Genomic DNA, 26,842 nt, shown 5'->3' with positions numbered 1-26,842 from the left:
TCCCTCTCGCGAACCGGTGCCCACTTCGCCTGGAAACGCTTTTGGAGCGCCCCTCCCTTTCTCAAGGCCAGATCATGAGCGACATCATCGCAGCGCGCGACGAGCAGGAGGTTGCGGAGGCGGTCCGCACCGCCCTCGGCGCCGGCAAGACGCTGGAAGTGCGCGGCCACGGCTCCCAGCAGGCCCTCGGCCGGCCGAGCCAGACCGACCTCACCCTCGACCTTTCCGCCCTCTCGGGCGTCACCCTCTACGAGCCGGAGGAGCTGGTGCTCTCCGCCCGCGCCGGCACGCCCCGCGCCGACATCGAGGAGATGGTGGCGGCGCGCGGGCAGATGCTGGCCTTCGAGCCCATGGATACCGGGCCCCTGCTCGGCGGCACCGCCGGACGCGGCACGCTGGGCGGCATGTTCGCGGTGAACCTCGCCGGCCCCCGCCGCATCAGCCACGGCGCGGTGCGCGACCATGCGCTCGGCATCAAGGCCGTGTCCGGGCGCGGCGAGCCGTTCAAGTCCGGCGGGCGGGTGGTGAAGAACGTCACCGGCTACGACCTGCCCCGCCTGATGGCCGGGGCCTTCGGCACGCTGTGCATCGCCACCGAGATCACGCTCAAGGTGCTGCCGCGTCCGCTCATGGAAGAGACGGTCATCGCCCGCGTCACTTCGCCGGCCGAGGCGGCGGCGGCGCTCTCGGCCGCCATGGGCTCCTCCTGCGAAGTGTCCGGCGCCGCCTTCCTGCCCGAAGGCGTGGCGGGACGCCTGCCCGGCCTCTCCGGCTCGCCGGCGCTGGTTGCCCTGCGCATGGAGGGCGTGCCGCCCTCCGTCTCCGCGCGGCGCGCCATGCTGCTGAAGGTGCTGACCGGCATCGGCCCGGCCGAGGTGCTGGACACCGAGACCTCCCGCCCCCTGTGGCAGGCGGTGCGCGACGTGATCCCCTTCGCCGGCTCGGGCGAGCGGGCGGTGTGGCGCCTCTCCACCCAGCCCAAGGTGGGGCCGGAGCTGGCGGCGAAGCTGGTCCAGGATCTCGGCGGCGAGGCCTATTGCGACTGGGCCGGCGGCCTGATCTGGCTCTGCCTGCCGGGGGAAGTCTCCCATGCCGACGAGGTGCGCGCGGCCCTGGCCCCGCACGGCGGCCACGCCACCCTCATCCGCGCCAGCGCGGCCGAGCGCGCCCGTTCGGCGGTGTTCCAGCCCCTCGACGGGGCGCTGGCCGCGCTGACCAAGCGGGTGAAGGAGAGCTTTGATCCCGGCCTGGTGCTCAATCCCGGCCGCATGCATGCGGGGATGTGAGATGGCCCGCACCCCCGTCCTTTCGTTCCTCCGTCACGGCTGAGCGCCCATGCAGACCCATTTCTCCCTTGCCCAGCTCGCCGATCCGCATGTGGAGGCGGCCAATTCCATCCTGCGCAAATGCGTGCATTGCGGCTTCTGCACCGCCACATGCCCGACCTACGTGCTCCTGGGAGACGAGCTGGATAGCCCGCGCGGGCGCATCTACCTCATCAAGGACATGCTGGAGAACGACCGGCCAGCGACGCAGGAGGAGGTGAAGCACATCGATCGCTGCCTCTCCTGCCTGTCCTGCATGTCCACCTGCCCCTCGGGCGTGAACTACATGCACCTCGTGGACACCGCCCGCGTCCATATCGAGAAGACCTATTCGCGCCCCGCCCCCGACCGGATGATCCGGGAGGTGCTGGCCAGGGTTCTGCCCTATCCCGACCGCTTCCGCCTCGCCCTCATGGGCGCGCTCGCCGGCAAGCCGTTCGCCGGGCTGTTCGCCAGGGTGCCGGCGCTGAAGCCCCTCGCCGCCATGCTGCGCCTCGCCCCCGGCCTGCCCCATGGCCGCGCGGCGGACGACAAGGGCGGCGTGCATCCCGCGCAGGGCACGCGCCGGGCGCGGGTGGCGCTGCTGAAGGGCTGCGCCCAGCCGGTGCTGAACCCCGGCATCGACGAGGCCGCCATCCGCCTCCTCACCCGGCAGGGCGTGGACGTGGTGCGGGTGAAGGGCGAAGGCTGCTGCGGCGCGCTGGTCCATCACATGGGCCGGGAGGAGGAGGCGCTCAATTTCGCCCGCAACAATGTGGACGTGTGGATCAGGGAGATGGAGACCGAGGGGCTTGACGCCATCCTCGTCACCACCTCCGGCTGCGGCACGCCCATCAAGGACTATGGCTACATGCTGCGGCTGGACCCCGCCTATGCGGAGAAGGCGGCGCGGGTCTCGGCCATCACGCGGGACATCAGCGAGTTTCTGCCCACCCTCGATCTGCCGAAGGCCGAGACGCCACGCGGGATGCGGGTCGCCTACCATTCCGCCTGCTCGCTCCAGCACGGGCAGAAGGTGAAGACGCCGCCCATGGACCTCCTGCGCCGCGTCGGCTTCGAGGTGGTCGAGCCGTTCGACCCGCATCTGTGCTGCGGCTCGGCCGGCACCTACAACATGCTCCAGAGCGAGATTGCCGGGCAGCTCAAGGCCCGCAAGGTGGCGACGCTGGAGGCGCTGGCCCCAGACGTGATCGCCGCCGGCAATATCGGCTGCATGACGCAGATCGGCTCCGGCACCGGCATTCCCATCGTTCACACGGTGGAGCTGCTGGACTGGGCCACCGGCGGCCCCGCCCCCGCCGCTTTGGCCGGACGGGCGAAAGCGGCCTGAGGATTGTTGCCGGAATGGCAAAGACCCATGTGCGATGCGGTCAATAGACCTTCGTCGCATGCGACGTTTCGCACCGAAGCGCATTGAGATAAGGGAGCGGGGCGGCTTACGCTGCGCCGCAGCAAGCCCGCACCCGTGAGCCAGAAGATGTCCCGTCCCTTCGACCTGACCCTGTACCTCGTCACCGACCCGCGACTCGTCGCGGCGCGCGGCCTCGTGGCGACGGTGGAAGCGGCGGTGAAGGGCGGCGCCACCATCGTGCAATTGCGCGATCCCGACGCCCATGGCCGCGCGCTGGTGGAGCAGGCCCGCGCGCTGAAGGCGCTGCTGGCGCCGCTGCGCATCCCGCTCATCATCAATGACCGGGTGGATGTGGCGGTGGCGGCGGACGCCGACGGCGTGCATCTCGGCCAGGACGACATGACCCCCGCCGACGCCCGCGCCCTTCTGGGACCGGAGCGCATCCTCGGCCTCTCCGTGGGCAATCCCGCGGAATTCGCCGCCTCCGACGTTGGCGTCGTGGATTATCTCGGCGTCGGCCCGGTGAAGGCCACCGGCACCAAGAAGGATGCCGGCGCCGCCATCGGCGCGTCCGGCGTCACGGCGGTGCGCGCGCTCACCCGCCTGCCCATCGTCGGCATCGGCGGCATCGACGGTGCCCTCGCCGCCGAGGTCATCCGCGCCGGAGCGGACGGGGTGGCGGTGGTGTCCGCCATCTGCGCCGCCCCCGATCCCGAACACGCTGCACGCGCGCTTCTTTCGGCCGTCACGGCCGCGCGCTGACCCCATCCATCCCGCCCCGGGGCCTGCCACGGCCTCGGGACGGTTCCCGCCTGCGGCGACGCCACGCGCTTCAGGCTTCACACAAGGAGACCCGACATCATGTCGTCCCCTGCCCTGAAGACTGCCCCGGCCGCGGGCATCGAGATCACCGGCGCGCTCGGCCCCCGCTTCAACGAGATCCTGACCCCCGAGGCGCTGGCCTTCGTCGCCGACCTGCACCGCGCCTTCAATCCCACCCGCAAGGCCCTGCTCGCCCGCCGCACCGAGCGGCAGGTGAAGTTCGACGCCGGCGAGCTGCCCGACTTCCTGCCCGAGACCAAGGCGGTGCGTGACGGCGACTGGACCATCGCCGACCTGCCGGCCGACCTGCTCGACCGCCGCGTCGAGATCACCGGGCCGGTGGACCGCAAGATGATCGTCAACGCGCTGAACTCCGGCGCCAAGGTGTTCATGGCGGACTTCGAGGATGCCTCCTCCCCGGTGTGGGAGAACATGATCGAGGGCCAGATCAACCTGAAGGACCGCTGGGCCGGCGCCATCGACTTCGTCGACGCCAACAACGGCAAGTCCTACAAGCTCGGCGCCACCCCGGCCGTGCTCATCATCCGCCCGCGCGGCTGGCACCTGCCGGAAGCCCATGTGCTGGTGGACGGCGAGGAGATTTCCGGCGCGCTGTTCGACTTCGGCCTCTATGTCTTCCACAATGCCAAGGCGGCGCTGGCGCAGGGCTCCGGCCCCTATTTCTACCTGCCGAAGACCGAGAGCCATCTCGAGGCCCGGCTGTGGAACGAGGTGTTCGTCGCCGCGCAGAAGGCGCTCGGCCTTCCCGTCGGCACCATCAAGGCCACCGTCCTCATCGAGACGCTGCCCGCGGTGTTCGAGATGGACGAGATCCTGTTCGAGATGAAGGACCACATCGCCGGTCTCAATCTCGGCCGCTGGGACTACATCTTCTCCTTCATCAAGCGCCTCGGGAAGAACGACCGCTTCCTCACCCCCGACCGCAGCCGCATGGTGATGAGCGAGGCCTTCCTGAAGGCCTACGGCATCCTCCTCGTGCGCACCTGCCACCGCCGCAACGCCTTCGCCATGGGCGGCATGGCCGCGCAGATCCCGGTGAAGGGCGATCCGGAAGCCAACGCCGCGGCCTTCGCCAAGGTGAAGGCGGACAAGGAGCGCGAGGCCAATTCCGGCTGCGACGGCACCTGGGTGGCCCATCCCGACCTCGTGCCGCTGGCCATGGAGGTGTTCAACCGCCTGATGCCCGCCGCCAACCAGCGCGACGCCAAGGTGAGCGACGTGCCGGTGAGCCGGGATGATCTGCTCGAAGTGCACACCGGCACCCGCTCGGAAGCCGGCCTGCGCGAGAACATCCGCGTCGGCGTGCAGTACATCGAGGCATGGCTGCGCGGTCGCGGCGCGGTGCCGCTCTACAACCTCATGGAGGATGCGGCCACCGCCGAGATCAGCCGTGCGCAGGTGTGGCAGTGGATCCACCTCGGCGCGACGCTGGATGACGGCCGGGCGGTGACGCCCGAGCTGTTCCGCGCCTTGCTGGACGACGAGATGGCGAACCTGCGCTCGGTGCTCGGGCCGGAAGTCTATGATTCCGGCCGCTTCCCCGAGGCCATCAAGCTGTTCTCCGACATGACGCTGGCCGACAGCTTCGAGGAATTCCTCACGCTGCCCGCCTACCGCCTGATCGCCTGAGGGCTTTCCCTTCCGGCACCCGCACCGCCGTCATCGCCCGCCCCGTGCGGGCGATGACACTTGCGTGCTCCTCAAGTCCGCGTGTCCGTGTCGCAGGCCATCGCAGCGCAACGACGCGCAAGCCGCAGCGCCATGCCCTCCCGCGCAAAACCCGTTCCGCATCGCAGCAACGATTCCTGCTGCGTGGGAAACGGCAGGGCTTGCGCCGGCAGTCCACATGATTAAACAATCCCTCCATTGACTTGCGTGCGGGGAAACAACCGCGGCGTTCCCTGAGCTTCCTCTGAAGCTTAGGGGCGAAGCCACCCGCTTATGTTTCCCTTGGCACGGAGCTGACCCATGGCGGATTCCGCCTCTATTCCCCCCATTCTCCACATCGTCACGCCGCTCGCGCATGTGAGCCCGTTCGACGTGAACATGGCGGCCGACGCCGGCTATCTCACCATCGCGCAATATTCGCGGGTGAAGCTGGAGGAAGTCCGCGACCTGACGCAGGACATGATGTTCTCGCGCGCACCGCAGGCGGCGCCGCGCACCGGCCTGTTCATCGGCGGCAAGGATGCCGCGCTCGCCTTCGACATGGCCAATGAGGCGAAGGCCTCCATCTTCCCGCCCTTCGAGATTTCCATCTTCCCCGATCCGGCCGGCTCCTTCACCACCGCCGCCGCCATGATCGCCAAGGTGGAGCAGGCGCTGGTGAAGGTCCGCGCCGACGGGCTCAAGGGCGCCAAGGTGCAGATTTACGGCGCCACCGGCGTGGTCGGCTCGGTGGCCGCGGTGATCGCCGCGAACGCCGGGGCCGACGTGACCCTCGTCAGCCATCGCGAGGTCGCGGCGGTGGAAGAGAAGGCGCGGGACATCAAGACCCGCTTCGGCCTCGACGTGTCCTGCACCGCCGCCGTGACCGACGCGGACAAGGCGGCGCTGGTGCCCTCCGCCGAGGTCATCCTCGCCACCGGCAAGGCGGGCGTTCAGATCCTCAACGCCGCGCACCTCGAGGCCGCGAAGAACCTCATCGTGGCGGCGGACGTGAACGCCGTTCCCCCCGCCGGCATCGCCGGCATCGGCGCCCATGATGCGGCGGCCCAGTTGCCCCACGGCATCGGCATCGGCGCGCTCGCCATCGGCAATCTCAAATACGCCGTCCAGCACACCCTGCTGAAGCGCATGTGCGAGACGACGACGCCACTCTTCATCGACCTGCCGGTGGTGTTCGAGCTGGCCAGAACCTTGGACGCCTGAGCCCCATGCGCACGATCCTTTCTTCTCCCCGCCGGCTCCGCGCCTGCTGCGCGGGGATCGCCGCCGTTTGCCCCGCGCGAGAGGTGCGGCCATGACCTCAGCCCAGACGACCACATCCGCAGCCCTTGCTGCCGACCCCGCCCCCCTTCCCGGCGGCATCAGCCTCGCCCATCAGGTCGCGCCCCTCGTGGAGGCGCTGGTGGCCGACGCCACGCAGCTGCGGCTCGCCGTCTCCACCGGCCCGCTCGGCTGCCGCATCGTCGATGCCGGCATCTCGGTGCCCGGCTCGCTGGAGGCCGGACGGCGCATCGCCGAGATCTGCCTCGGCGGCCTCGGCAAGGTGGCCCTCGTGCCCGGCGGGCGCTTCTCGCCCTTCGACACGCTGGTGAGCGTCACCACCACCGATCCCGTCACCGCCTGCCTTGCCAGCCAGTATGCCGGCTGGAGCCTGTCGCACGGCGACTTCTTCGCCCTCGGCTCCGGCCCCGGCCGGGCCATGGCGGCGGTGGAGCCCCTGTTCGCGGAGCTGGGCTGCCGCGACCAGGGCGATCATGTCGCTCTGGTGCTGGAGACCGGCGTCACCCCGCCCGCCGAGGTGGTTCAGGAGGTGGCGAGCCGCTGCGGTGTCGCGCCCACGGCCGTCACCTTCATCCTCACCCCCACCTCGTCGCTGGCCGGCACGGTGCAGATCGTCGCCCGCGTGCTGGAAGTGGCGCTGCACAAGGCGCACGCCCTCCACTTCCCGCTGGAGCACATCGTCGACGGTATCGGCTCCGCCCCGGTGGCACCGCCCTCGCCGGACTTCCTCACGGCCATGGGCCGTACCAACGATGCGGTGCTCTATGGCGGCGACGTGCAGCTCTTCGTGCGCGGCTCGTCCGAGGCCGCGCAGGATCTGGCCAAGCGCCTGCCGTCGCTGGCCTCGCGCGACTATGGCCGGCCGTTCGGCGAGATCTTCGCGGGCTATGACTGCGACTTCTACAAGGTGGACCCGCTGCTGTTCTCGCCGGCCCGCGTCACCGTGACGGCCATGGAGCAGGGCACCAGCTTCACCGCCGGCGGCTTCGACGCCAACCTCATCGCCCGCTCCTTCGGGGTGTGAGGTGGCCGGGTTCGTGATCTTTGCCGAGCGGGTGGACTGGCACACCCGCTCGCTGGTGGCTGCCCTGAAGGTGCGGGGCGTGAAGCCCCGCATCGTCTCGCTGCGCGCCTGCGGCTTCGCCGTGGGCGAGACGGCGCACGGCCTGCTGCTGCCCGGCTTCGGCGACGATCTGCCGGACGCCTGCTTCGTGCGCTCGGTGCCCGCCGGCACGCTGGAGCAGATCACCCACCGGCTCGGCGTGCTGCACGCGCTGGCCGCACTGGGGGTGCGGGTGATGAACGATGCCCGCGCCATCGAGCGCTGCGTGGACAAGAGCGCCACCACCTTCCTGCTCGCCCATGCCGGCCTGCCCACCCCCCGCACCCTCGTGCTGGAGGAGGCGGCCACCGCCCGCATGCTGGTGGATTCCGCCCCCGGCGACAGCGTGCTGAAGCCGCTGTTCGGGGCGCAGGGGCGCGGGCTGGAGCGCATCGCCCCCAAGGGCGCGCTGCCCGAGCCCGAGGCGGTGGGCGGGGTCTATTACCTGCAGGACTTCGTGGCGGCGCCGGCCCAGAGCGGGCCGGATGCCATCCACGAGGATTTCCGCGTATTCGTGGTGGGCAACCGCGCCGAGGCGGCCATGGCGCGCCGGGCCAAGGGCTGGATCACCAACATCCACCAGGGGGCGACCGGCGCCGAGGTGGCCGCCGAGGGGCTTCTGGCGGATTATGCGGTGCGCGCCGCGGCGGCCGTGGGCGCGACCTATGCCGGCGTCGATCTCATCCGCGATGCGGAGGGGCGGCTGAAGGTGCTGGAGGTGAATTCCATGCCGGCCTGGCACGGTCTGTTCGACGCCACCGGCCGCAACATGGCCGAGCCGCTGGCCGCCTGCCTCGTGGGCGAGACGGTGAACGCCTGAGCCGGGCCGGAGACCATCATGCGCGTTCTGGTGCTGGAATATGTGACCGCGGGCGGGATGCGGCGCGAGACGGTGCCGCCGAGCCTCGCGGCCGAGGCCGCATTGATCCGCGACGCCATGCTGGCCGACCTCGCCGCGCTGCCCTCGCCGCCGGAGATCCTCACCACCTGCGACGAACGCCTGCCGCTCCCGGGCGCCATCCCCGTCGGGCTCCACGCCAGCGCCTGGGTGCTGTGGCGCACGCTGGCGGATGAGGCGGACCTCATCTGGCCGGTGGCGCCGGAGACCGGCGGCATCCTCGCCGATCTCGTGCGGATGCTGGCGGCGACCGGAAAGCCGGTGCTGGCCTCCACCCCCGAGGCCATCCTCATCGCCACCAGCAAGCTGGAAACCGCCCGCCGCCTCGCGCTGGCTGGCGTGCCGCATATCCCCACCTACCCTTTGGCAGACGCGCCCGAGATTCCCGGCGCCCGAATCACCAAGCCGGACGACGGCGCCGGCTGCGACGCCACCTTCCTCTGGCCCGCCGGCGTGCCGGCCGCCCCGGAGGCGACGGAAGGCGTGGTGATCCAGCCTTATGTGGCGGGCGAGGCGGCGAGCCTCAGCGTCCTCGTGGTGGCGGGCGAGGCCCGTCTCCTCTGCGTGAACCGCCAGCACATCGCCGTGCGCGACGGCCGCCTCTCCCTGTCCGGCCTCACCGTGGGCGCGCAGGCGGACGACGGCCGGCTGGCGGCCTTGGCGCGGGCGGTGGTCGCCGCCTGCCCAGGCCTCGACGGCTTCATCGGCATCGACATCATCCTGACCAAGGCAGAGCCGGTGGTGGTGGAGATCAACCCCCGCCTCACCACCGCCTATGCCGGCCTCCGCCAGGCGCTGGGCCTCAACCCCGCCACCCTCCTCCCCGCTTTCGCGGCGGGAACGGATGAGGCGCCCCTTCGTCCCGCGACCGTGGAGCTGGCCCTGGCATGAGCGACCTCCTGATCGGCTGGGACGTGGGCGGCGCCCACCTCAAAAGGGCGGTGCTGGGAGCGGACGGCACGCTGGTATCCATCCACCTCGCGCCCTGTGCCCTCTGGCAGGGTCTCGACCGGTTGCGGGAGGCGATGGCGAGCATGCCACCCGTCTCCGGCCGGTCCGTGGTGACGATGACGGGCGAACTTGTCGACCTGTGGCCTGACAGGGCAACTGGCGTCATCGATATCGCCACTGAACTGGGGGTGATACTGGGGCCTGACACCCGCATTTATGCCGGCCGGGCCGGGTTTGTCAGTCTCTCCGAGGCCCATCTGAATACCGCTGACATCGCCTCCGCCAACTGGCACGCCACCGCCGCGGCGCTGGCCGCCATCTCCGGCGACGGAATCCTCGCGGACATCGGATCGACCACCACCGACCTCATTCCCTTTGCCGGCTCGCAACTTTGCTTTCGCGGCTATTCAGATGCCGCCCGGCTGGAGACAGGGGAGCTGGTCTATACCGGCGCGGCCCGCACGCCGGTCATGGCGCTGACGCAGGCCCTGCCGTTTCGTGGACGGCTCGTGCCCCTCATGGCGGAGTATTTTGCCACCACGGCCGACGTCCACAGGCTGACCGGCGAACTGCCCGAAGGAGCCGACCTCCACCCCGCCGCCGATGGCGGGGACAAGACCTGCGACGCCAGTGCTCGCAGGCTTTTGAGGATGGTGGGGCGCGACCTCGGGCCATCGACGATGGAGGAGGCGAAAGCCCTCGCGGCGGCTGCAGCGGAGGTGCAGATGCACCGCCTTCACATGGCGCTGGCGCAGGTCTTATCCGCCGGGGGAGTCGCCTCGGATGCCCCTCTGATCGGGGCAGGCGTCGGTCGTTTTCTCGTCGGGCGGCTGGCCCAACGGGCGGGCCGGCCCTATCTCCATGCCGGCCTGCTGCTGGCTGGCGATACCCGCCTCGCGGGCCTCGCCGCCGACTGCGCCCCGGCCGTGGCCGTGGCGCGCCTCGCATTCAATTAGCCGGCTATATCGTCACTTGCTGCCGTCAGGCTTGAACTGGGCGAGGAAGGCGATGAGGTCCGCCCGCTCCTGCTCGCTCTTCACCCCGGCAAACGCCATTTTCCCCTTGGGCGCCAGATGCTTGGGGTTCTCGATATAGTCGTTCAGGGTGGCGTTGTCCCACACCTTGCCGGCGGCGGCGCCATCCTTGAGGTCCTGGGAATAGGCGTAACCCTCGAAATGCGCCCACTTGGCACCGACGATGCCGTTCAGGGGCGGGCCGACCTTCACCTTTGCATCCGGGCCAATGGCATGGCAGGCCATGCATTTCTTGAAAACGGTCTCGCCCTTGGCCACATCCGGATCGGCATAGGCCGAGCCGGTGGCGGCTGCGAGGAGGAGAGCGGAAACGAACACTGTGCGCATCGGGGCGTTCCTCTTCTGGTTTTTTGATCTGATATTTCGCCGGCTCAGTTCAGGACGAGAATTTCGCCTTCCCCGCCGGCCAACCGGTTGCCGACAAGGCGCAAAGCCCGGCCGGAAAATGTTCCTCCGAACAGCGCGGCCAGCTCGGGCACCCGCCGGGCCAGCAGCTTCAAGGCTACGAAATCCTGCGGTCCCGCCTCGGCAAAGCCAAGCGCCAGAGCCTCCGGCGCGGAGGAAACGAGGATGGAGCCGCGCTTCATACCACGTCCGGCACCGGGACCGAGCCGGCCCGCCACGGCAAGTGTACCGGCTAACAGACCATCCGCCGCACCCGCCCCGGCATCGCCGCCCACCAGGATCAGGCCACCGCGCAACCGTGCGCCGAGGCCATCCCCCACCCGGCCGGCAACGGAGACGACCCCGCCCCGCATGCCCTGCCGCTCGCCCGGCCGCGGACCACCGACATTCTTGCCGGCGCTACCGAAAACCTCGATCCGCCCGCCCGTCAGGCCGGCTGCAAGCCCGTCGCCGGCATCGCCGGAAATCACCAGACGGCCGCCGCTCATGCCCGCACCGGCAGCCGCACCGACTCTGCCCTCGACGCGGATCTCACCGTCGGCAAGGCCCGCCCCCACATGGTCCAGCCGGGAGTCGCCGGAGAAGACCACGGTTTCGTCCGATCCGGCAGTGATTTCAAAGAGATCACCGACCAAAGCGACGCCCGTGCCGAACGGTACCGTGCGCGCGGCGACATCTGCTGCGCTCGCCCCCGAGAGGGCCGCGGGAAGAAGGCTGGATGCGTCAACCCGCGCGGAAAGCGCGGCCTTCAATGTCAGGCGGAAGCCACTCATCGTCCCGCCTCCTGCGCCATCAGTTGATGCAGCTTGAAATGGAAGGGACCGAGGTTGCCGCCGTAATTGCCGGCATCCACCGCCACCACCCCGCCCGCGGCGCCACGGCCACACACCGCCGTGATGCCCGCGCGCATGCTATCCGCCACCTCGCCCTCGCTGAGGCCGTCGATGACGATCTCCAGCACGCTCTCAACTTCAGCCGGCAAAGCAGTTTTGGCGATGCCCCGCAGTGTCGGGCAATAGGCGTCGTTCGAGGAGGCGATCAGGCCGGCATATTTGGAGCCGACCTTGGAGCCGGAGCGCACCACCCCGCCTGGGAAGGGCATGATGGCCCCGCGCACCTGCCCCATGGCCGCCACCGCCGCCTCCGCCGCCGCCAGCGCCGCCGGGCGCGAGCGGGCGAGGATCAGGAAGTTGCCGCCGCCCACCGCCGCCGCCGTGGAGCCGACGATCTCGTCGCAGACGAACTCGCCCTCCATCACCGGAATGCGCCAGATCCTGCTGCCGCCGAGGTTTTTCGACATCTGGTGGCCGTCGCCGAAATAGCGCAGCGCCTTCCCGAGCGGGACGGCGGAGCCGCCTTCCAGGCCGGAATAGAGGGCCGAGGTGGGCGAGGTGAGCACGCACTGCCCGGCCCGGAGCGGCACGATCTTCTTCAGATCCTTGAGGGACATGGCGAAGATGAGCACGGCATAGCCGGGCCGGCCGTCAGGCGTTTCGTCAGCCGGAATTTCGCGTTCGATAGCCGCCTCACAACCGCAGCCGATCACCGAGGTGGCGAACCCGGTGAGGCTGGCGGCAGCGGTGTGCGCCCAGCGCGGCGTATCGGCCGTGATGATGAGGCGCGTTCCCGCCATGGGAAACGCCTCGGCAAAGCTGTCGCGGATCTCGACGCCGTTGATGAGGAAGGGGGCTGGTGCGCTCACGGCTTCAGCTCCACGATCTCAGGGCCTTGACCGCCACGGATCTCCCCGTCGGCGATCTGGTAATGGCTTGATTTGAGGCCCACGGCCTCGTCGAACCAGCGTTCCAACCTCTTGTCCATCAAGGGGTCGGAGGGGGGATGGACCGCATAGGTCCGCCCCTCGGTGAGGGCGACGATCTCGCCATTCACCACCACCACCTCGCCGTCCTTCATCACGATGCGCGGGTGGGCGAACATGGCTTCCCGGTCGGGCTGGTCCTCATAGAGCACCACATCCGCCCGCGCGCCGGGGCCGAGATGGCCGCGATCCTTGAGGCCCAAAGTGCGGGCCGGAGCGGCGCGGGTGACGACGGTAATCTCCTCCAGCGTGTACTCGCGGGAGATGCTTTCAAGCCGGGTATGGGACCGCGCCGCCTTGTGTATCTGCCTGAGGTGATGGTCGCGGAACGGCTTGTCCATCAGCAGGCGGATGAGGTGCGGGTAGGAGGTGAAGGGCCCACCATTGGGATGGTCCGTGGTCAGGTAGACCCGCCAGGGATCCTCGATGAGCAGGAACAGTTCCAGCCCGATGGCCCATTGCAGCGCGTTCACGAAGGACGTGTCGCGATAGTTGAACGGCACCACGCCGCAGGCCGCATCCATCTCGATGTCCATGCCGATCCACTTCTTGGGATCGGCGATATTGTGGTTGCGGTACTGCGACATGAGGTCGGCCGAGGCGGTCACCGTCTGGCCGAACATGATCTGACCCACGTCCACCGAGATGTGCGGCATGGCGTTCACCGCCTCCGCGATTTCGGCCGCGCCGGAGGAGAAGTGCCGGTCGCCCTCGGTGCCGTAGGAATGGAACTGGATGTGGGTGAGGTGGAGGGGGAAGCCCTCCGTCGCACCCATGGTGGCGAGCGTGGTCTTCACATTGCCGGGGATGCCGAGGTTGCAGCCGTGCAGGTGGATGGGGTGGGGCACGCCCAGCTCTGTCACCGCCCGCTGCAGGGTGTTGAGGATGCGGCGGGGCGTCAGCTCGTAGAACGGGCCGGCCTCGTCCAGATCAAGATTGCGGCCGTTGAACTTGAAGGCGTTGATGCCACCCGGGTTCACAATCTTGATGGCGCAGCTCTGGGTCGCCTTGAGCATCCAGGCCACGTAGTCATTGATCGCCTGCTGGCCTTCGCCCATCGCGATGAGGCGCAGCAGAAAGTCGTCATTCCCGAGCACCAGGAAGCCGCCGGTGTCGATGTTCGGAATGTCCGCCATCTCGAGGTGCGCGTGGCGGGCGTTGGCGCCCACCACGGCCGGCTCGAACACCGCCGTGTAGCCCATCTGCGAATAGCGGCAGCCGGTGGCGTGGGTGGTCGGTGCCGCGCGCCCGCCGCCGCAGCCGCAGAAATCGCCGAAGGGCTCGGGGAAGAGGGCACGGTCCTCGTTCATGAGGAGGCGGCCGAGATTCACCTTGCCGCCGGCGATGTGGCTGTGCAGGTCGATGCCGCCGGCGAGCACGATGCAGCCGGAGGCGTTCACCACCTCCTCACTACCGCCCCGCCCGGGATCGGCGATGATGCGCCCGTCCTCGATCACCACGTCGCGGACCTGATCAATGATGCCGTTGGCGGGGTCGAAGACCCGCCCGCCGGTGACGCGCGTTCTCATGCGCCCCTCCCGAAATTGGCGAGGATGGCAGAGGCCGCCTCGGCGAGGCTCGGAAGCTCGGCGGGCCGCAGGCCCTGGAGCGGCAGGCAGACGACGGAGTCCATGCGGAAGACATGCCCCGGATGATCGACGCCGGGCGTACCGACGGGGATGAACACGTCCGGCTCGCGGGCAAAAGACGTGTCGGGATGGGCGAGGGCGATCACCGGGCCGGCGCTGAATTCGGGCGGTGGATCGGGCCGGAAGGCGCTGGCATGGAGCAGCAGGTCGCCGTCCTTCAGGGCCGCGGCGGTGGCGTAGAGATCGGGCGCATGGCGTGCGGTTCCGGCACCGATCGCCGTGCGCAGGGGATAGCCGAAGCGCCAGAGCGCGAGCTGGTGGGCGCCGGTGACGTTGTCGCGTCCGCCCAAGGGCAGCACGGCGGCGCGGGTGGTCGGCGACAACAGGTCCACGGCCTCCGAAGCCGAGCCGGCGACGGCGGCGGCATCTGCCTGCGGCAGGGTCGCGGCGTTCCAGGTGAAGACGCTGTAGCGCGCGGCGCGGAGCAGGTCGGCAAGCTCCGCCAGCGAGGCGCCGGCCGTGCCGGGGAGCACGTCCACGGCGCCGATGTCACGGCCCGCCAGGGCCGACGCCAGCAGCGCGGCGGCGGTGGCAACCTGCTCGGGCGGCAGCAGGATCTCGCTCAGCTCATGGCCGGCGAGGACCTTGCGCGACGCGTCGGAGAACGGCGCGCCGATCATCACCACACGCCGGCCGGAAGGCGCGAACAGGGGGGCGGCGTCACCGCCTTCGCCCTTGCGCACCGGCATGATGCGCTCGAACAGGCGGCCGAAGCTCGCGGCGGGATCATCGCCGAACACCACCATCAGGTCGCACCGGTTGCGCACCTCGGCGAGGGTCGCGGCGATCCAGCCGCGGCGGGCGAGGCGGTCGAGATTGGCGAACAGGCCGCCGGACGCGGAATGGTCGATGCTCGCCCCCACCACCATGGCGATATCGTAGAGCCGCCGGTGCCCTTCGAGATCGGCGCCGAGGCCGGAGAAGACGGAGGACCGCGCCGCCTTCAGATGGGAGGCCGCGGCGGAGGCCGCCTCGACGAGGCTGGCCGGCGCGCCATTGACGCGCGGAGAGGGCGGAGGCACATCGCCGCGCGCCAGCAAGCGGGCGGCATCGGCGCAGGCCTTGCGCGGGGTCACCACGCGGCCAGCGACGGCCACCTCGATGTCGTCGCAGCCGAGGCCGCAAAAGCCGCACACCACGTCCCGCACGATGCGGGGAGCACCGGCTTCGGTCGTTTCACCCGATGACATGAGGCTCACCCCTGCGCGGAAGAGATGCCGCGCGGCAAGGCCGGCAGGCAAAGGGCGCGCGGCGGCGCGAAGCCGGCTCCAGAACGTGGGACAAGTGGAGAGAGAACGGAACTCAAGCGGTAACTGGCCATGGCTTTGCCTTGGGGATTGACGGACCCAATCAAGACGCCGCGGCGGTTGCCCGCTTGTCGTTGCAGTGCGCTTCGGAAAAATCCGTGCGCCATGCGTCTGTTCTTGGCGGGGAAGCTAACACAGCGAAGCGGGGCCGAAAACCCGTCACTTGTGCGGCGCCTGCGAGAATGATTTGTGCGACGCGAAATCGCTCTACTTGAAGCAGGTGATTTCTGCTTCAGCCTGCGCCCGGCGCAGTTCTGCAATCGTGTCGTCATATTGGGGCGTGTTGCGGAAGATATTGGCCGCCTGGCCCACCCCCTGCCGCATGGAAAGGATCGTCTCGGCCGCGACATAGTGGTCGTAGGGAATGATCGAGGCGAGGGTGTCCACCGAGCAGGAACACCGGGCCATGGCCTCCCGGCTCTGGCCGTTGGCCGCCATGCAGCCGAAGACGTAATCGACGCGGGCGGAGGTGGGATAGTCGTTGTCGCTGGGGGTCGCTGCCACCGCCGCCCCGCCGAGGGCGAGCAGCAGGGCGCCGGCCTCAATGGCTCGTCGGATCATAGGCGATGCTCTCCTCCCACAGGGTGCCCCCTGGCGCGTCAGCCTTGATGGCCAGGCGCACGATCTGGCCCGGCACCTCCGGCGACACCTCGAACGTATAGGCGAGGGTATCGAGCCCCCGCATGCGCACGGCATTGGGATCGCCCTTGAACGGCATCACCGTCACGCGCCAGCCCTTCACCGTCTGGCCGCCCACGGAGAGATCGGCAGCGGTCACGGTGGCGGCGTCGCGCAAGGCGGTGCGGATGGCGGTCTTGAAATAGCGCGGATTGCCCTTGAGCCGGCCGGAAAGGTCCCCGAGATGGTTCTCCAGGAACAGGAGCAGCATGGGATTGGTCGTCACGCCCTCGAACGGACCGGCGGCGTGATGGCGCTCGGGCGTAAAGAAATCCACCCTGACGTCGCGGGCGTCGCCGCCGTTGGCGCTCGCCTCGATCGTCAGCACCACGCGATCATCGAAGCTCGCGCCGAGTTCCGGATCCGCCACCTTGCGGGAATATTTGTAGGTGAGCGTCTGGCCCGCCTTGGTGTTGGCCAGCTGCGGATCCTCGAACAGCAGCGTCGCCTCATCCGGGGTCGCCTGTTGGGAGGCAGCCTGAGCCTCGGCCCCGCTCGCCGCCTGGGGCATGACGAGAGCGCCGCCCGAGAACAGGGCCGCCATGAGAACGAGCCAGAGGCCCAACGCGCGACGCAGGCTCACGATGCGGCTCCTTCGGGCGCCTTCGCGGGCGCTCCGCCGATGGTGCGATAGAGATAGTCCGGCGCGACAGCCGCCGCCTCCTCCGTCGCCAGCGCCTCGACGCGGGCATGGAAGGGCGAGAGCGAGCAGGCCGGGTCGGTCGCCGCCGCGTCGCCCACCAGCGCCATGGCCTGGCAGCGGCAGCCGCCGAAATCCATCTCGCGTCGGTCGCAGCTGCGGCACGGCTCGCGCATCCAGTCGGTGCCGCGGAAGGCGTTGAAGGCCGGCGAAGACCGCCAGATGTCGCCGAGCGCGCGGTCGCGCACCGACCAGAATTCGAGGTTCGGGATGCTTTCCGCCGCATGGCAGGGCAGCACCCGGCCGGTGGGGGTGACGTTCAGCGTCCGCCGGCCCCAGCCGCCCGAGCAGGGCTTGGGATAGCGGGCGTAATAGTCCGGGATCACCATGTCGATGACGAGAATGCCCTCGAGGCGCCGGCGCGCCTCCTCCACCAGCGCCACCGAGCCATCCACGTCCGGCCGCGCCGGCATCAGCGCGGCCCGGTTCACATAGGCCCAGCCGTAATACTGGGTGTGCGCCACCTCCAGCCGGCGGGCCTTCAGCGCCACCGCGAGGGCGATGATGTCCTCCACCTCATGGATGTTGCCGCGATGGATGACGGCATTGAGCGTCAGCGGCAGGCCGAGGTCCGTGACCTTCCGGGCGAATTCCAGCTTCGCCGCATGGCCGCCCTTGTAGCCACCGATGCGGTCGCCGGTCTCGGCACTCGCCCCCTGCACCGAAAGCTGCACATGGTCGAGCCCAGCCTCCGACAGGGCGTCGATCATGCCGGAGGCGCGGCCGATGCCGGAGGTGATGAGGTTGGTGTAGAGCCCCTCCGCGGCGCAGTGGGCGGTCAGCTCCACAAGGTCCGGCCGGGCGGTCGGTTCGCCGCCGGAGAGATGGACGTGGAGGATACCCAGCGCGGCGGCCTCGCTCAGCACCCGCTTCCAGGTGGCGGTGTCGAGTTCCGCCTCGCGGCGCTCCAGTTCCAGCGGATTCGAGCAATAGGGGCAGCGCAGCGGGCAGCGATGGGTCAGCTCGGCGAGGATGCCGATGGGGTGGCCGACCGAAGGCGCCGCCTCGGGGCGGGTCCCTTCGCTCACTTCCTTGCGGGCAACGGTCGCGATCTCGCTCATGTCTCGATCACCCGGCGCGCGATGAGGCTGCCGATCATGTCGCGGACATCGTCGGCGATGACCTCGCGCTTCTCGTCGTAACGCGCGGCGAGGGCATCCACGATCTGTCCACAGGTGCGCTGGCCGTCGACCAGCTCCAGCACGGCGGCGGCGGTCTCGTCGATGTCGAAGGCGCGCTCCGGCGCCAGAAGCACATGGCGGGACCGCACCTGATCGAACTTGAGTTTCACGCCCCGCGGCAGGCGCGGGACGTCGGTTTCCTCGGCGCGCATCTCATTCCCCGACGATGGCGACGCCCGGTCGCCAGGCACCCGGCGCGGGCCAGCCCGGCGCCACATAGGCGAGATAGAGCGCATCCAGCTGCGCCCAGAGCACCTCGGTCTTGAAGGTGAGGGCGCGGATGACAGCGCGCTGCTCGGCGGCCGTGCGGGCGTGCTGCTTCACATATTCAAGGGCGAAGTCGGCATCCTTCGGCGCCTGGTCGAGGCGGCGGCGGAAATAGGCGACGACCTTCTCGTTGATGAAGTCGTAGTGCTCCAGCATGCCCGAGATGCGCTCGGCGTGGATGCCCGGCGCGAACAGCTCGGTGAGCGAAGAGGCCACCGCCTCCAGCAGCGTGTTCTCGGCGACGAAGCGCACATAGGCCTCCACCGCGAACTTGGTGGCGGGCAGGGCCCCGTCCTTGGAGACCACGTAGGCCCGGTCGAGGCCGAGGCCGTCGGTGAGCACCAGCCAGCGCTCGATGCCCCCCGAATCCTCGCCGAAGCCGTCATGGTCGGTGATGCGGTGCAGCCATTCCCGGCGCAGCTCGCGGTCGTCGCAGCGCGCCATCAGGGCCGCATCCTTGCGGGGGATGGCGGACTGGTAGCAGTAGCGGTTGAGTGCCCAGGCGCGCACCTGATCCCGGTTCAGCCGGCCGGAATGCAGCAGCTTATGGAAGGGGTGGAGGTTGTGATAGCGAGTGGCGCCCACGGCGCGCAGCGCTGCCTCCAGACCCTCGGGCGACAGCGGCTCCAGCGGCGAGGGCAGGGAAGGGAAATCGGCAGGAAGGTCGGCTGCCTCGGCCAGCACACGGACGGCGGCTTGCGCGCTCATAGGGAAAACTCCATTCCGTCCCGGGCGACGGTCCAGCCAGCCGCTTCCATGGCGCGGTGCTCTTCGGAGCCATCGATCAGCGCGGGATTGGTGTTGTTGATATGGATGAACACCCGGCGCGCCACCGGCAGGTCGGCGAGCAGCGCCACCGTGCCGTCCGCGCCGGACATGGAGAGGTGTCCCATGCGGGCACCTGTCTTGGTTCCGATCCCGGCCGCGATCATCTCGTCGTCGCGATAGAGCGTGCCGTCGAAGAACAGGAGGTCGGCGCCCGAGATGCGCTGACGCAGGGCGTCCGTCACGGCGGCGCAGCCGGGCACGTAGACGAGGCGGCTACCGGCCGAGGTGATGGTTACACCCACAGTCGAGCCGGATTCCTCGCCGATGACGAGGGAGGCATCCTCGCGCCAGAGCGGCACCTTCCCGGGGACGGTGAAGAATTCCATGGTCAGCCCCGGAACCGGCGAGAACGGCACTTCGAACGAAACCGGCTCCCGGCGCACCAGCGCCTTGGAAACCACGTCGAAGACCTGATTCTGCTCGATCAGCGCGAGCGTGTCGGCCGTGCCGTACACCTCGAACGCCTGCTGCTCCCGCAGCGTCAGCAAACCGGCTATGTGGTCCACGTCACCATTGGTGAGGACGACGGCGCGAATGGGGCTGTCGCGGCCATCCACCCGAGGCTGAAGCGCCCGGGTCGCGGCGATCTGGGCCCGAAGATCGGGCGAAGCGTTGAGGAGCACCCACGAGGCGCCGTCCTCCGAGACGGCGATGCTCGACTGGGTTCGGGGCGTGACCCGTGGATCACCCTTCCATGCCAGTTGGCACACCGGACAGCGGCAGTTCCACTGGGGAACGCCGCCGCCGGCCGCTGAACCGAGAACGATCACCTGCATGATGCGACGGACGCTCCTGCCAATCGTTCGCGGCTCCCGACCTGGGTCGATCAGAAATCGGCCGGCAGGTAAGCGGTGACTTCCATGCCGACGCAGACTTCGCAAACCTGGGGCTTGTTCCAGCGCATGATGGTTTCCTCCTGAGTTCTCTCACAACCCTCATAAGAAGATCATAAGAAATTGAAGTAGCGAGGTTTTTCGCTACAACGGATTCAAATATTGGCAGCCGAATCGGTTCCCGCAAGTGAAATCTTTTGCTGCATTGCAATACTTCTAGAGATCATCAGTGAGCTGACGGTGCGGAGAGGTCGAGCATGAAGCCGCGCCCCCGCACAGTCGCGACCTGGGGGCCGCCGGCGCGCCCCACCGGCGCAAGCTTGGTGCGCAGGTAGCCCACATAGACGTCCACCACGTTGAGCGACGCGCCGCCCTGGCTGGCCCAGAGCCGGTCGAAGATCTCGCCCCGAGCGATGGGACGGTTGGGACTGGCCATGAGCAGCGCCAGAAGATCGGCCTCGCGCTCGGTGAGGCGGACATGCACTTCGCCGAACTTCGCGGTGCGGGTGGAGGGATCGAGCACCAGCCGGCCCGCCATGACGCGGTCCGCATGGCTTTCGCCGAGGCGATGCAGGAGATGGGTGCGCAGCCGCGCCACCAACTCGCCGAACACGAACGGCTTGACGATGTAGTCGTCCGCCCCGGCGCCGAGGCCTTCGGCGCGATCGTGGACCTCGTCCTTGGCGCTGAGGAACAGGATGGGGCCGGAATGGCCAGCGCTGCGCAGCGCCCGGCACACGTCGATGCCGGAGCCGTCCGGCAGCATCATGTCGAGCACCACGGCGCAGGGATTGTACTGGCGCGCCGTCTCGAGGGCCTCGTCGGCCCGTCCCACCACGGTCACGTCGAACCCCTCGGCGGAGAGGCCGCGGCTCAGCATGGCGCCGATATCGCTGTCGTCTTCCACCACCAGGATGTTCATGGTTCCTCCTGTGCCCGTTCGGGCGGTCCTGGGCCATCTGGCGGCCCGCGGGATAGGGGCGGGGAATGCCGATGCGCCGGCCGGCCGGTCACACGGTCGGGCCGGACTCGGCTGCGGGCTCGCTCGGCGCGGCTGCAGCGGCCTGCGGCAGCGCGATCGCCACCCGGGTGCCGCCCTTCTCCCCGTCCTCCAGTGTGATACGTCCGCCGTGCCGCGTCACCACCCAATCGGCGAGAGCGAGCCCGAGGCCGAAACCCTCGGCGCCGCCAAGCGGCCCGCCCCGCGCGAACCGCTCGAACAGGCGGGTCCGGGCCTCGGGCGGAATGCCGCACCCGTCGTCGGTGATGCTGACGATGTCGACCGCTTGTGCTTCCGCGTCCGCGCCGTGGTCGACCGAAACCGTGACGCGGGTGAGCGGCCGGCCATGGCGCAGGGCGTTGTCGATGAGCCCTTCCACCACCTGCCGCAGCCATTCGCGATCCGCATGCACGAGGAGCCCCGGCTCCGGTGCGTGGAGCACCAAAGCCACGCTCTGCCGCCGCGCCACCGGCTCCAGCCCTGCCACGGCATCGGCCAGGAGGGGGGCGAGGGGCGTGTCCTGGAACACCAGCTCGATCTCACCACTCTCGGAGCGGGCGACCCGCAACATGTCCTCCACCCGGCGGTGGAGCATGCCGGCGCGCTTGCGGATGGTGGTCAGCACCGAGCGGCTCAGCGTCTCCGGTATGGCCGGAGCGCGCTGAGTGACGTCGCATTCGCCGATGATGACGGTGAGCGGGGTGCGCAGTTCGTGGCTCACATCGGTGAAGAAGCGGCGCCGGGAGGCATCGATGGCGCCGAGACGCGCGTTGGCCTCGGTGAGATCCGCGGTGCGATCGGCGATGGTCTTTTCCAGCTCCGCCCGGTCCTGAGCCACTTTCCGTTCGCGGCGCGCCAGCAGGGCGGCCATGCGGTTGAAGCGGGCCATCAGGACGCCGAGTTCATCGCGCTGACCGATGGCGAGCCGGGCAGACAGGTCGCCGCGGCCGATGGCTGCGGCCGCCCGGTCGATCTCCTTCAGCCGGCCGAGCAGCGGCTGGGCCAGCGCGCGATACAGCACCAGTGCCGCGGCGAACACCGCGAGCGCGATGGCCACCGCGCCGATCCGCAGCCGGTCCGCCAGCGCAACCGCCTCCTCCCGCGCAGCCGTGACCCCGCGGCGCTCGCTTTCCACCAGCAGGGAAAGCGTCGGGCCGGCCGAGGCGGCGAAGGCGTTGAGGGAGCCACGCACCCGGTCGCCCCGGCGCATGGTGTCCGGGTCACGGGTCGCGGCGGTGATCTGCCGGTCGAGGGAGATGAAGTCCGCCCTGAGACGGGCCAGCAGGCGTTCCTGCGGCCTCAGGCCGCTCGATGCATCGGGAGCCGCCTGCACCGCCTTCACGGTGGACGCCTCAAGCAGGGCCGAGACGCGGGAGCGCGCGTCCTCAAGCCGTCCGGCGCTCGCGGTGGGGCTCTCGGTGGCGGCGATGGCGGCGAGGCCGAAGTCGGAGAGGCGGGCCGAGATCTCGGTCAGCACGTCGAGGCGCTGCTGGGCGGAGACTGCCGCCTCAAGCGCCCCGTCCACGGCGCGCAGGGCGATCAGCACGCTGACGCCCGCAAGCACCGCGAGAATCGCCGTAGCGCCCGCCAGCGCGGCCAGCTTGAAACGGATGGATCGCATCGCCCCGCCGGCCTGCCTCCCGCCTGTGGCGCGCCACATTGGTCGCGCTCCGGCGCGGCGGAGCCTGCCACATGGAGGAGACACGGGCAAAACGCCGCCGTCAGAAAATGGGGCGGAAAAGAAAAAGCCCGCCGCCGCAGGCGTCTGGCGCTGCGGCGGCGGGCTCTGTCGAAGATCAGGTCAGCGCGAGGCTCAGGCCTGGCCGGCCTGGAGACGCTCGGCTTCCGCCTGCAGGCGCTGCTGATAGAGCGCGGCGAAGTCCACCGGATCGATCATCAGGGGCGGGAAGCCGCCGTTGCGCACCGCGTCGGCGATGATCTGGCGGGCGAACGGGAAGAGCAGGCGCGGGCACTCGATGAGCACCACCGGCTGCAGGCTCTGCTCGGGAATGTTGAGGATGCGGAACACGCCGGCATAGACCAGCTCGAAGGCGAACAGGGTGTTGCCCTCGACGCTCGCGCCGCCGTCGATCTTCAGCTCGACCTCGAACTCACCGTTGCCGCCCGGCTTGGCGTTGACATGGATCTGGATGCTGACGTCGGGCTGGGCCGGGGGAGCGGCGAGGGAGCGCGGCGCGTTCGGATTCTCGAAGGAGAAATCCTTGATATACTGCGCGAGCACGTTCAGCGACGGCGCCGCATTCGGGTTGGGGCCGCCATTCTGCGAGGCCATGCGCATCTCCATCCATGGGGTGTTGGGCCGGCCCCGCGGGCACGACCGGAAAGCGCGGCGCTGCTAGCACGCTTTCCGCCGCGGGTGCAAGGATGCGGACGGGTGAGGTAGGCCGGTCTTCAACCGGAGGATGCCTCGCGACGAGTTTGGAGACGGGACCATGGACGAGGACAAGACAGAGCCGCGCAAGCCCCTGAGCGAGGCGGCGAAGCGTGCGCTGGCCGAAGCCGAGGCCCGGCGGGCGGCCATGGACGCCGCGCTGAAGGACCGGCCGAAGGAGATCAACGGCCGCGACGGCCCGGAGCCGGTGCGTTACGGCGATTGGGAAGTCGGCGGCATCGCCACCGACTTCTGAGGGCGGCTCAGCCGACCAGTGCGAGGCCGATGAGGCCGGCGATGCCCACCGCGATGCGCCACCAGCCGAACGGCGCATAGCCGTGCTTCGACACGAAATCGAGCAGCGACTTCACCACCACCACCGCCGCGCAGAACGCCGCCACGAAGCCGATGACGATGAGCAGGCCATCGTCCATCGAGAGGTTGTTGCGGTTCTTGAAGAGGTCGTAGGCGAACGCGCCGAACATGGTGGGCAAGGCGAGGAAGAAGGAAAATTCCGCCGCCGCCCGCTTGTCCACGCCCATCAGCATGGCGCCGACGATGGTCGAGCCGGAGCGCGACATGCCCGGGATCATGGCGAGGCACTGGAAGAAGCCGATGATGAGCGCGACGTGCCAGGGCAGGCCCATGGCGTTGTTGTAGCGCGGCTGCGGCACCACCTTGTCGATGAACAGCAGGATGATGCCGCCGAAGATGAGTGTGCCGCAGATGAGCGCGGGTGTCTCGAACAGCACGCTCTTGATGAAGCCGTGCGCCGCGGCGCCGATCACCGCCGCCGGCAGGAAGGCGATGAGCACGCCGATGACGAAGCGCCGCGCGCCCGGATTTGTGGGCAGTTGCTGGGCGACGCGCAGGAAGCGCTGGAAATAGACGGTGAGGATGGCGAGCACGGCGCCGAGCTGGATCAGCACCTCGAAGGTGTGGCCGTTGCTCTCGAAGCCGAGGAAGTGCCCGGCAAGCAGGATATGGGCAGTGGACGAGACGGGGATGAATTCCGTCAGCCCTTCCAGTAGGCCGAGGACGAGCGCTTCGAGCATATCGCCGAGAGTCATGGGTGAGAAAATCCGGGAGGCGGGAGCAAGACAGGCGCCATCCTCTCCGCTTGCCTTCGCGGGTGCAACGTGGCGCGCCCCTGCGGCAGGGCTGCCTCTGTGGCCGCCGCGCGTTTCCAGCCACGCTGTGGCCGCATCGCAACAACCCGGAAAATACCTCAAGGGCAGGCGGCAAAAGCCCTCGCGGCATCGTTAACCCTTCGATCACCATGATTGAACTGCGAAATGCCAGCGCAAACGATGCCCGGCCCGCGGTGCAGCAGCGAGGAACCAATCGGAAAGGTTCGGCCCCTAATCATATGGGACGCCGGGTGCCTCGCCCCCTCCCTTCGACCCCCGGCGAAATCGGCCCATGTATCTGCATCATCATCCCTTTTGCCCCCATTCCCGATTCGTCCGCCTGCTGCTCGCCGAGTACGGCCTGGAGCCGGAGCTGGTGGAGGAGCGCGTGTGGGAGCGACGGCCGGGCTTCCTGGCGCTCAATCCGTCGGGGGAGACGCCGGTGATCGTGGAGGAGATGGCGGCCTCGGTGCCGGGCGCCTTCATCATCGCCGAATATCTCGATGAGACCCGGGGTCTCGCCCTCGGCACCCACCGGCTTCTTCCGGAGGACCCGGCCGGCCGCGTGGAGGTGCGCCGGCTGACCCAGTGGTTCAACGAGAAGATGTATGTCGAATCGACCGAGCCGCTGGTGCGCGAGCGCATCCACAAGCGCTACATGTCGCGCGAGCAGGGCGGCGGTTCGCCGGATGCCACCTCGCTGCGCATGGCGCGCGCCAATCTGCGATATCATCTAAAATACATCGGCTGGCTGGCCAAGGCGCGCAAATGGCTCGCCGGCGAGAGGCTAAGCCAGGCCGACCTTGCCGCCGCCGCGCATCTCTCGGTGGCCGATTATCTGGGCGATGTACCGTGGGACGAGGACGAGCACGCGAGGGACTGGTACGCGCGGATCAAGTCGCGCCCGACCTTCCGCGCCCTGCTCACCGAGAGCATCCCGGGAATGCCCCCCTCCAAGACCTACGCGGACCTCGATTTCTGACCGACGCGGGCGGGCTGGAGGAGATCGTCCGCCGCCTCGCCCATGAGGAAGGGTTCGATGCCGTCGGCATCGCCCGGCCCGAGGCTGGTGCGCCCGCCGGGGAACGGCTCCGCACCTGGGTCGCCGATGGCGCATACGGCGACATGGGCTGGATGGCCGAGACGCTGGACCGCCGCGCCGATCCCCGAACGCTGTGGCCGGACATGCGCAGCGTCATCCTGCTCGGCCTTAACTACGGCCCTTCCGAAGATCCCCGCGCGGTACTCGCGCAGAAAAGTGCAGGCGCCATCTCGGTCTATGCGCGGGCCGAGGACTATCACGACATCATCAAGCCGAAGCTCAAGCGCGTCGCCCGCGCGCTGCTGGCGGAGGCCGGCCGGCGCGGCGTCACTGCGGATGTGAAGGTGTTCGTGGATACCGCGCCGCTCATGGAGAAGCCGCTCGCCGCCGCGGCGGGGCTGGGCTGGCAGGGGCGGCACACCAATCTCGTCTCGCGGGAGTTCGGCTCCTGGCTGTTCCTCGGCGCCATCGCGACGACATTGGAGCTTAAGCCGGACGCGCCGGAGAAAGACCATTGCGGCTCCTGCCGCGCCTGTCTCGATGCCTGCCCGACCGCGGCGTTTCCCGCGCCCTATGTCATCGATGCGCGGCGCTGCATCTCCTACCTCACCATCGAGCACAAGGGGCCGATCCCGGCCGAGCTGCGCCCGCTCATGGGCAACCGCATCTATGGCTGCGACGACTGCCTCGCCGCCTGCCCCTGGAACAAGTTCGCGCAAATGGGCCAGGAAGCGAAACTCGCCGCGCGGGCGGAGAACGATGCCCCGCCGTTGGCGGAACTGGTGGCATTGGACGACGCCGCCTTCCGCGCCCGATTCCCGAAAAGCCCGATTAAGCGGGTGGGGCGTGACCGGTTCGTGCGCAATGTGCTGATCGCCATTGGCAATTCCGGGGATGCCGCGCTGCTGCCGCTGGTGGAGGCGCGTCTGGCGGATGAATCCGCTGTGGTAAGAGGTGCTGCGGTGTGGGCGCTGGGGCGGCTGGCGGACCCTTCGATGGTCGCTCGTCTGGCGGCCGAGCGGGGCTCGGCGGAGACGGATACCGGGGTATCAAACGAGTGGATCGCAGTTACTTCCGGGGCGTGAGACCCGCCGCTGTTTCCATCGGCCAGGTTTGCCGGTAGGATCAAAGGCTCACGGGACCATGAAGGGGGCGACA

The 26,842-nt window shown here is 69.2% G+C and carries 28 protein-coding genes; 12 read left to right on the top strand and 16 right to left on the bottom strand.

Annotation, left to right across the window (positions count from 1 at the left end; all coding sequences use genetic code 11):
* Nucleotides 1–74 precede the first annotated feature (74 nt).
* The 9 genes from glcE (at nt 75) to FHT36_RS16115 (ending at nt 10,375) form a co-directional block, all read left to right on the top strand.
* Nucleotides 75–1,286 carry a glycolate oxidase subunit GlcE gene (gene glcE / locus FHT36_RS16155; protein WP_169123500.1) on the top strand — a complete coding sequence of 404 codons (1,212 nt, stop codon included), beginning with the start codon at nt 75–77 and terminating at the stop codon, nt 1,284–1,286.
* A gap of 49 nt (nt 1,287–1,335) precedes the next feature.
* Complete coding sequence (gene glcF, locus FHT36_RS16150; protein ID WP_169123499.1) at nt 1,336–2,655, top strand: glycolate oxidase subunit GlcF; 1,320 nt, start codon at nt 1,336–1,338, stop codon at nt 2,653–2,655.
* Nucleotides 2,656–2,802: 147 nt separating this feature from the next.
* Nucleotides 2,803–3,438, top strand: a complete 636-nt coding sequence (gene thiE / locus FHT36_RS16145) for a thiamine phosphate synthase (RefSeq protein WP_169123498.1) — start codon at nt 2,803–2,805, stop codon at nt 3,436–3,438.
* 99 nt (nt 3,439–3,537) lie between these two features.
* Nucleotides 3,538–5,148 (top strand): malate synthase A, encoded by a 1,611-nt coding sequence (aceB, locus tag FHT36_RS16140; RefSeq protein WP_169123497.1) that lies wholly within the window; start codon nt 3,538–3,540, stop codon nt 5,146–5,148.
* 339 nt (nt 5,149–5,487) lie between these two features.
* Nucleotides 5,488–6,390 (top strand): NAD(P)-dependent methylenetetrahydromethanopterin dehydrogenase, encoded by a 903-nt coding sequence (locus tag FHT36_RS16135; protein WP_169123496.1) that lies wholly within the window; start codon nt 5,488–5,490, stop codon nt 6,388–6,390.
* Nucleotides 6,391–6,481: 91 nt separating this feature from the next.
* Nucleotides 6,482–7,492, top strand: coding sequence for a methenyltetrahydromethanopterin cyclohydrolase (mch, locus tag FHT36_RS16130; protein WP_169123495.1), 1,011 nt, complete (start codon nt 6,482–6,484; stop codon nt 7,490–7,492).
* Nucleotide 7,493: 1 nt separating this feature from the next.
* Nucleotides 7,494–8,390 (top strand): RimK family alpha-L-glutamate ligase, encoded by an 897-nt coding sequence (locus tag FHT36_RS16125; RefSeq protein WP_169123494.1) that lies wholly within the window; start codon nt 7,494–7,496, stop codon nt 8,388–8,390.
* 18 nt (nt 8,391–8,408) lie between these two features.
* Nucleotides 8,409–9,359, top strand: a complete 951-nt coding sequence (locus tag FHT36_RS16120) for an ATP-grasp domain-containing protein (RefSeq protein ID WP_246702261.1) — start codon at nt 8,409–8,411, stop codon at nt 9,357–9,359.
* Nucleotides 9,356–10,375 (top strand): hydantoinase/oxoprolinase family protein, encoded by a 1,020-nt coding sequence (locus FHT36_RS16115; protein ID WP_169123493.1) that lies wholly within the window; start codon nt 9,356–9,358, stop codon nt 10,373–10,375. Before FHT36_RS16120 ends, FHT36_RS16115 begins: the two co-directional genes overlap by 4 nt.
* A 12-nt stretch (nt 10,376–10,387) precedes the next feature.
* Here the strand turns inward: FHT36_RS16115 and FHT36_RS16110 are convergent, their stop codons facing one another.
* The 15 genes from FHT36_RS16110 to secB all read right to left on the bottom strand — a co-directional run bounded on the left by FHT36_RS16110 (nt 10,388) and on the right by secB (nt 23,413).
* Nucleotides 10,388–10,780, bottom strand: a complete 393-nt coding sequence (locus tag FHT36_RS16110) for a cytochrome c family protein (RefSeq protein WP_169123492.1) — start codon at nt 10,778–10,780, stop codon at nt 10,388–10,390.
* Nucleotides 10,781–10,824: 44 nt separating this feature from the next.
* On the bottom strand, nt 10,825–11,631 hold the full coding sequence (locus FHT36_RS16105; protein WP_169123491.1) for a formylmethanofuran dehydrogenase subunit C: 807 nt from the start codon (nt 11,629–11,631) through the stop codon (nt 10,825–10,827).
* Complete coding sequence (gene fhcD, locus FHT36_RS16100) at nt 11,628–12,560, bottom strand: formylmethanofuran--tetrahydromethanopterin N-formyltransferase (RefSeq protein WP_169123490.1); 933 nt, start codon at nt 12,558–12,560, stop codon at nt 11,628–11,630. Before fhcD ends, FHT36_RS16105 begins: the two co-directional genes overlap by 4 nt.
* Nucleotides 12,557–14,206, bottom strand: coding sequence for a formylmethanofuran dehydrogenase subunit A (locus FHT36_RS16095; RefSeq protein WP_169123489.1), 1,650 nt, complete (start codon nt 14,204–14,206; stop codon nt 12,557–12,559). The genes fhcD and FHT36_RS16095 overlap by 4 nt, the downstream gene beginning before the upstream one ends.
* Nucleotides 14,203–15,516: a formylmethanofuran dehydrogenase gene (locus FHT36_RS16090; protein ID WP_169123488.1), complete on the bottom strand. Its 1,314-nt coding sequence runs from the start codon at nt 15,514–15,516 to the stop codon at nt 14,203–14,205. Before FHT36_RS16090 ends, FHT36_RS16095 begins: the two co-directional genes overlap by 4 nt.
* A gap of 324 nt (nt 15,517–15,840) precedes the next feature.
* Nucleotides 15,841–16,194, bottom strand: coding sequence for a hypothetical protein (locus FHT36_RS16085; protein WP_169123487.1), 354 nt, complete (start codon nt 16,192–16,194; stop codon nt 15,841–15,843).
* Nucleotides 16,175–16,894: a hypothetical protein gene (locus FHT36_RS16080; protein WP_169123486.1), complete on the bottom strand. Its 720-nt coding sequence runs from the start codon at nt 16,892–16,894 to the stop codon at nt 16,175–16,177. Before FHT36_RS16080 ends, FHT36_RS16085 begins: the two co-directional genes overlap by 20 nt.
* Nucleotides 16,891–18,072: a pyrroloquinoline quinone biosynthesis protein PqqE gene (pqqE, locus tag FHT36_RS16075; RefSeq protein ID WP_169123485.1), complete on the bottom strand. Its 1,182-nt coding sequence runs from the start codon at nt 18,070–18,072 to the stop codon at nt 16,891–16,893. Before pqqE ends, FHT36_RS16080 begins: the two co-directional genes overlap by 4 nt.
* Complete coding sequence (gene pqqD / locus FHT36_RS16070; protein ID WP_169123484.1) at nt 18,069–18,344, bottom strand: pyrroloquinoline quinone biosynthesis peptide chaperone PqqD; 276 nt, start codon at nt 18,342–18,344, stop codon at nt 18,069–18,071. Before pqqD ends, pqqE begins: the two co-directional genes overlap by 4 nt.
* A gap of 1 nt (nt 18,345) precedes the next feature.
* Nucleotides 18,346–19,167 (bottom strand): pyrroloquinoline-quinone synthase PqqC, encoded by an 822-nt coding sequence (gene pqqC, locus FHT36_RS16065; protein WP_169123483.1) that lies wholly within the window; start codon nt 19,165–19,167, stop codon nt 18,346–18,348.
* Nucleotides 19,164–20,063 carry a pyrroloquinoline quinone biosynthesis protein PqqB gene (gene pqqB, locus FHT36_RS16060; RefSeq protein ID WP_169123482.1) on the bottom strand — a complete coding sequence of 300 codons (900 nt, stop codon included), beginning with the start codon at nt 20,061–20,063 and terminating at the stop codon, nt 19,164–19,166. The genes pqqC and pqqB overlap by 4 nt, the downstream gene beginning before the upstream one ends.
* A gap of 50 nt (nt 20,064–20,113) precedes the next feature.
* Nucleotides 20,114–20,191 (bottom strand): pyrroloquinoline quinone precursor peptide PqqA, encoded by a 78-nt coding sequence (gene pqqA, locus FHT36_RS24940; protein ID WP_081437156.1) that lies wholly within the window; start codon nt 20,189–20,191, stop codon nt 20,114–20,116.
* Nucleotides 20,192–20,346: 155 nt separating this feature from the next.
* Nucleotides 20,347–21,042 carry a response regulator transcription factor gene (locus FHT36_RS16050; RefSeq protein ID WP_168458698.1) on the bottom strand — a complete coding sequence of 232 codons (696 nt, stop codon included), beginning with the start codon at nt 21,040–21,042 and terminating at the stop codon, nt 20,347–20,349.
* 88 nt (nt 21,043–21,130) lie between these two features.
* Nucleotides 21,131–22,741: a HAMP domain-containing sensor histidine kinase gene (locus FHT36_RS16045; RefSeq protein WP_169123481.1), complete on the bottom strand. Its 1,611-nt coding sequence runs from the start codon at nt 22,739–22,741 to the stop codon at nt 21,131–21,133.
* A gap of 192 nt (nt 22,742–22,933) precedes the next feature.
* Entirely contained in the window at nt 22,934–23,413 is a 480-nt protein-coding gene (gene secB, locus FHT36_RS16040) for a protein-export chaperone SecB (protein WP_168458696.1), read from the bottom strand.
* A 160-nt stretch (nt 23,414–23,573) separates the two neighbouring features.
* Here secB and FHT36_RS16035 point away from each other — a divergent pair, with 160 nt between their 5' ends.
* Complete coding sequence (locus tag FHT36_RS16035) at nt 23,574–23,768, top strand: DUF1674 domain-containing protein (RefSeq protein ID WP_169123480.1); 195 nt, start codon at nt 23,574–23,576, stop codon at nt 23,766–23,768.
* 7 nt (nt 23,769–23,775) lie between these two features.
* Here FHT36_RS16035 and FHT36_RS16030 read toward each other — a convergent pair whose 3' ends face one another.
* On the bottom strand, nt 23,776–24,582 hold the full coding sequence (locus FHT36_RS16030; protein ID WP_169123479.1) for an undecaprenyl-diphosphate phosphatase: 807 nt from the start codon (nt 24,580–24,582) through the stop codon (nt 23,776–23,778).
* 352 nt (nt 24,583–24,934) lie between these two features.
* Between FHT36_RS16030 and FHT36_RS16025 the strand changes: the two genes are divergently transcribed.
* On the top strand, nt 24,935–25,624 hold the full coding sequence (locus FHT36_RS16025; protein ID WP_169123478.1) for a glutathione S-transferase family protein: 690 nt from the start codon (nt 24,935–24,937) through the stop codon (nt 25,622–25,624).
* Nucleotides 25,621–26,769, top strand: coding sequence for a tRNA epoxyqueuosine(34) reductase QueG (gene queG / locus FHT36_RS16020; protein ID WP_169123559.1), 1,149 nt, complete (start codon nt 25,621–25,623; stop codon nt 26,767–26,769). The genes FHT36_RS16025 and queG overlap by 4 nt, the downstream gene beginning before the upstream one ends.
* Nucleotides 26,770–26,842: the final 73 nt, after the last annotated feature.

Origin of the sequence: Xanthobacter sp. SG618 (assembly GCF_012932745.1) — a bacterium.
Classification (GTDB): domain Bacteria; phylum Pseudomonadota; class Alphaproteobacteria; order Rhizobiales; family Xanthobacteraceae; genus Xanthobacter; species Xanthobacter flavus.
This window is presented reverse-complemented; position numbering and strand designations above follow the sequence as displayed.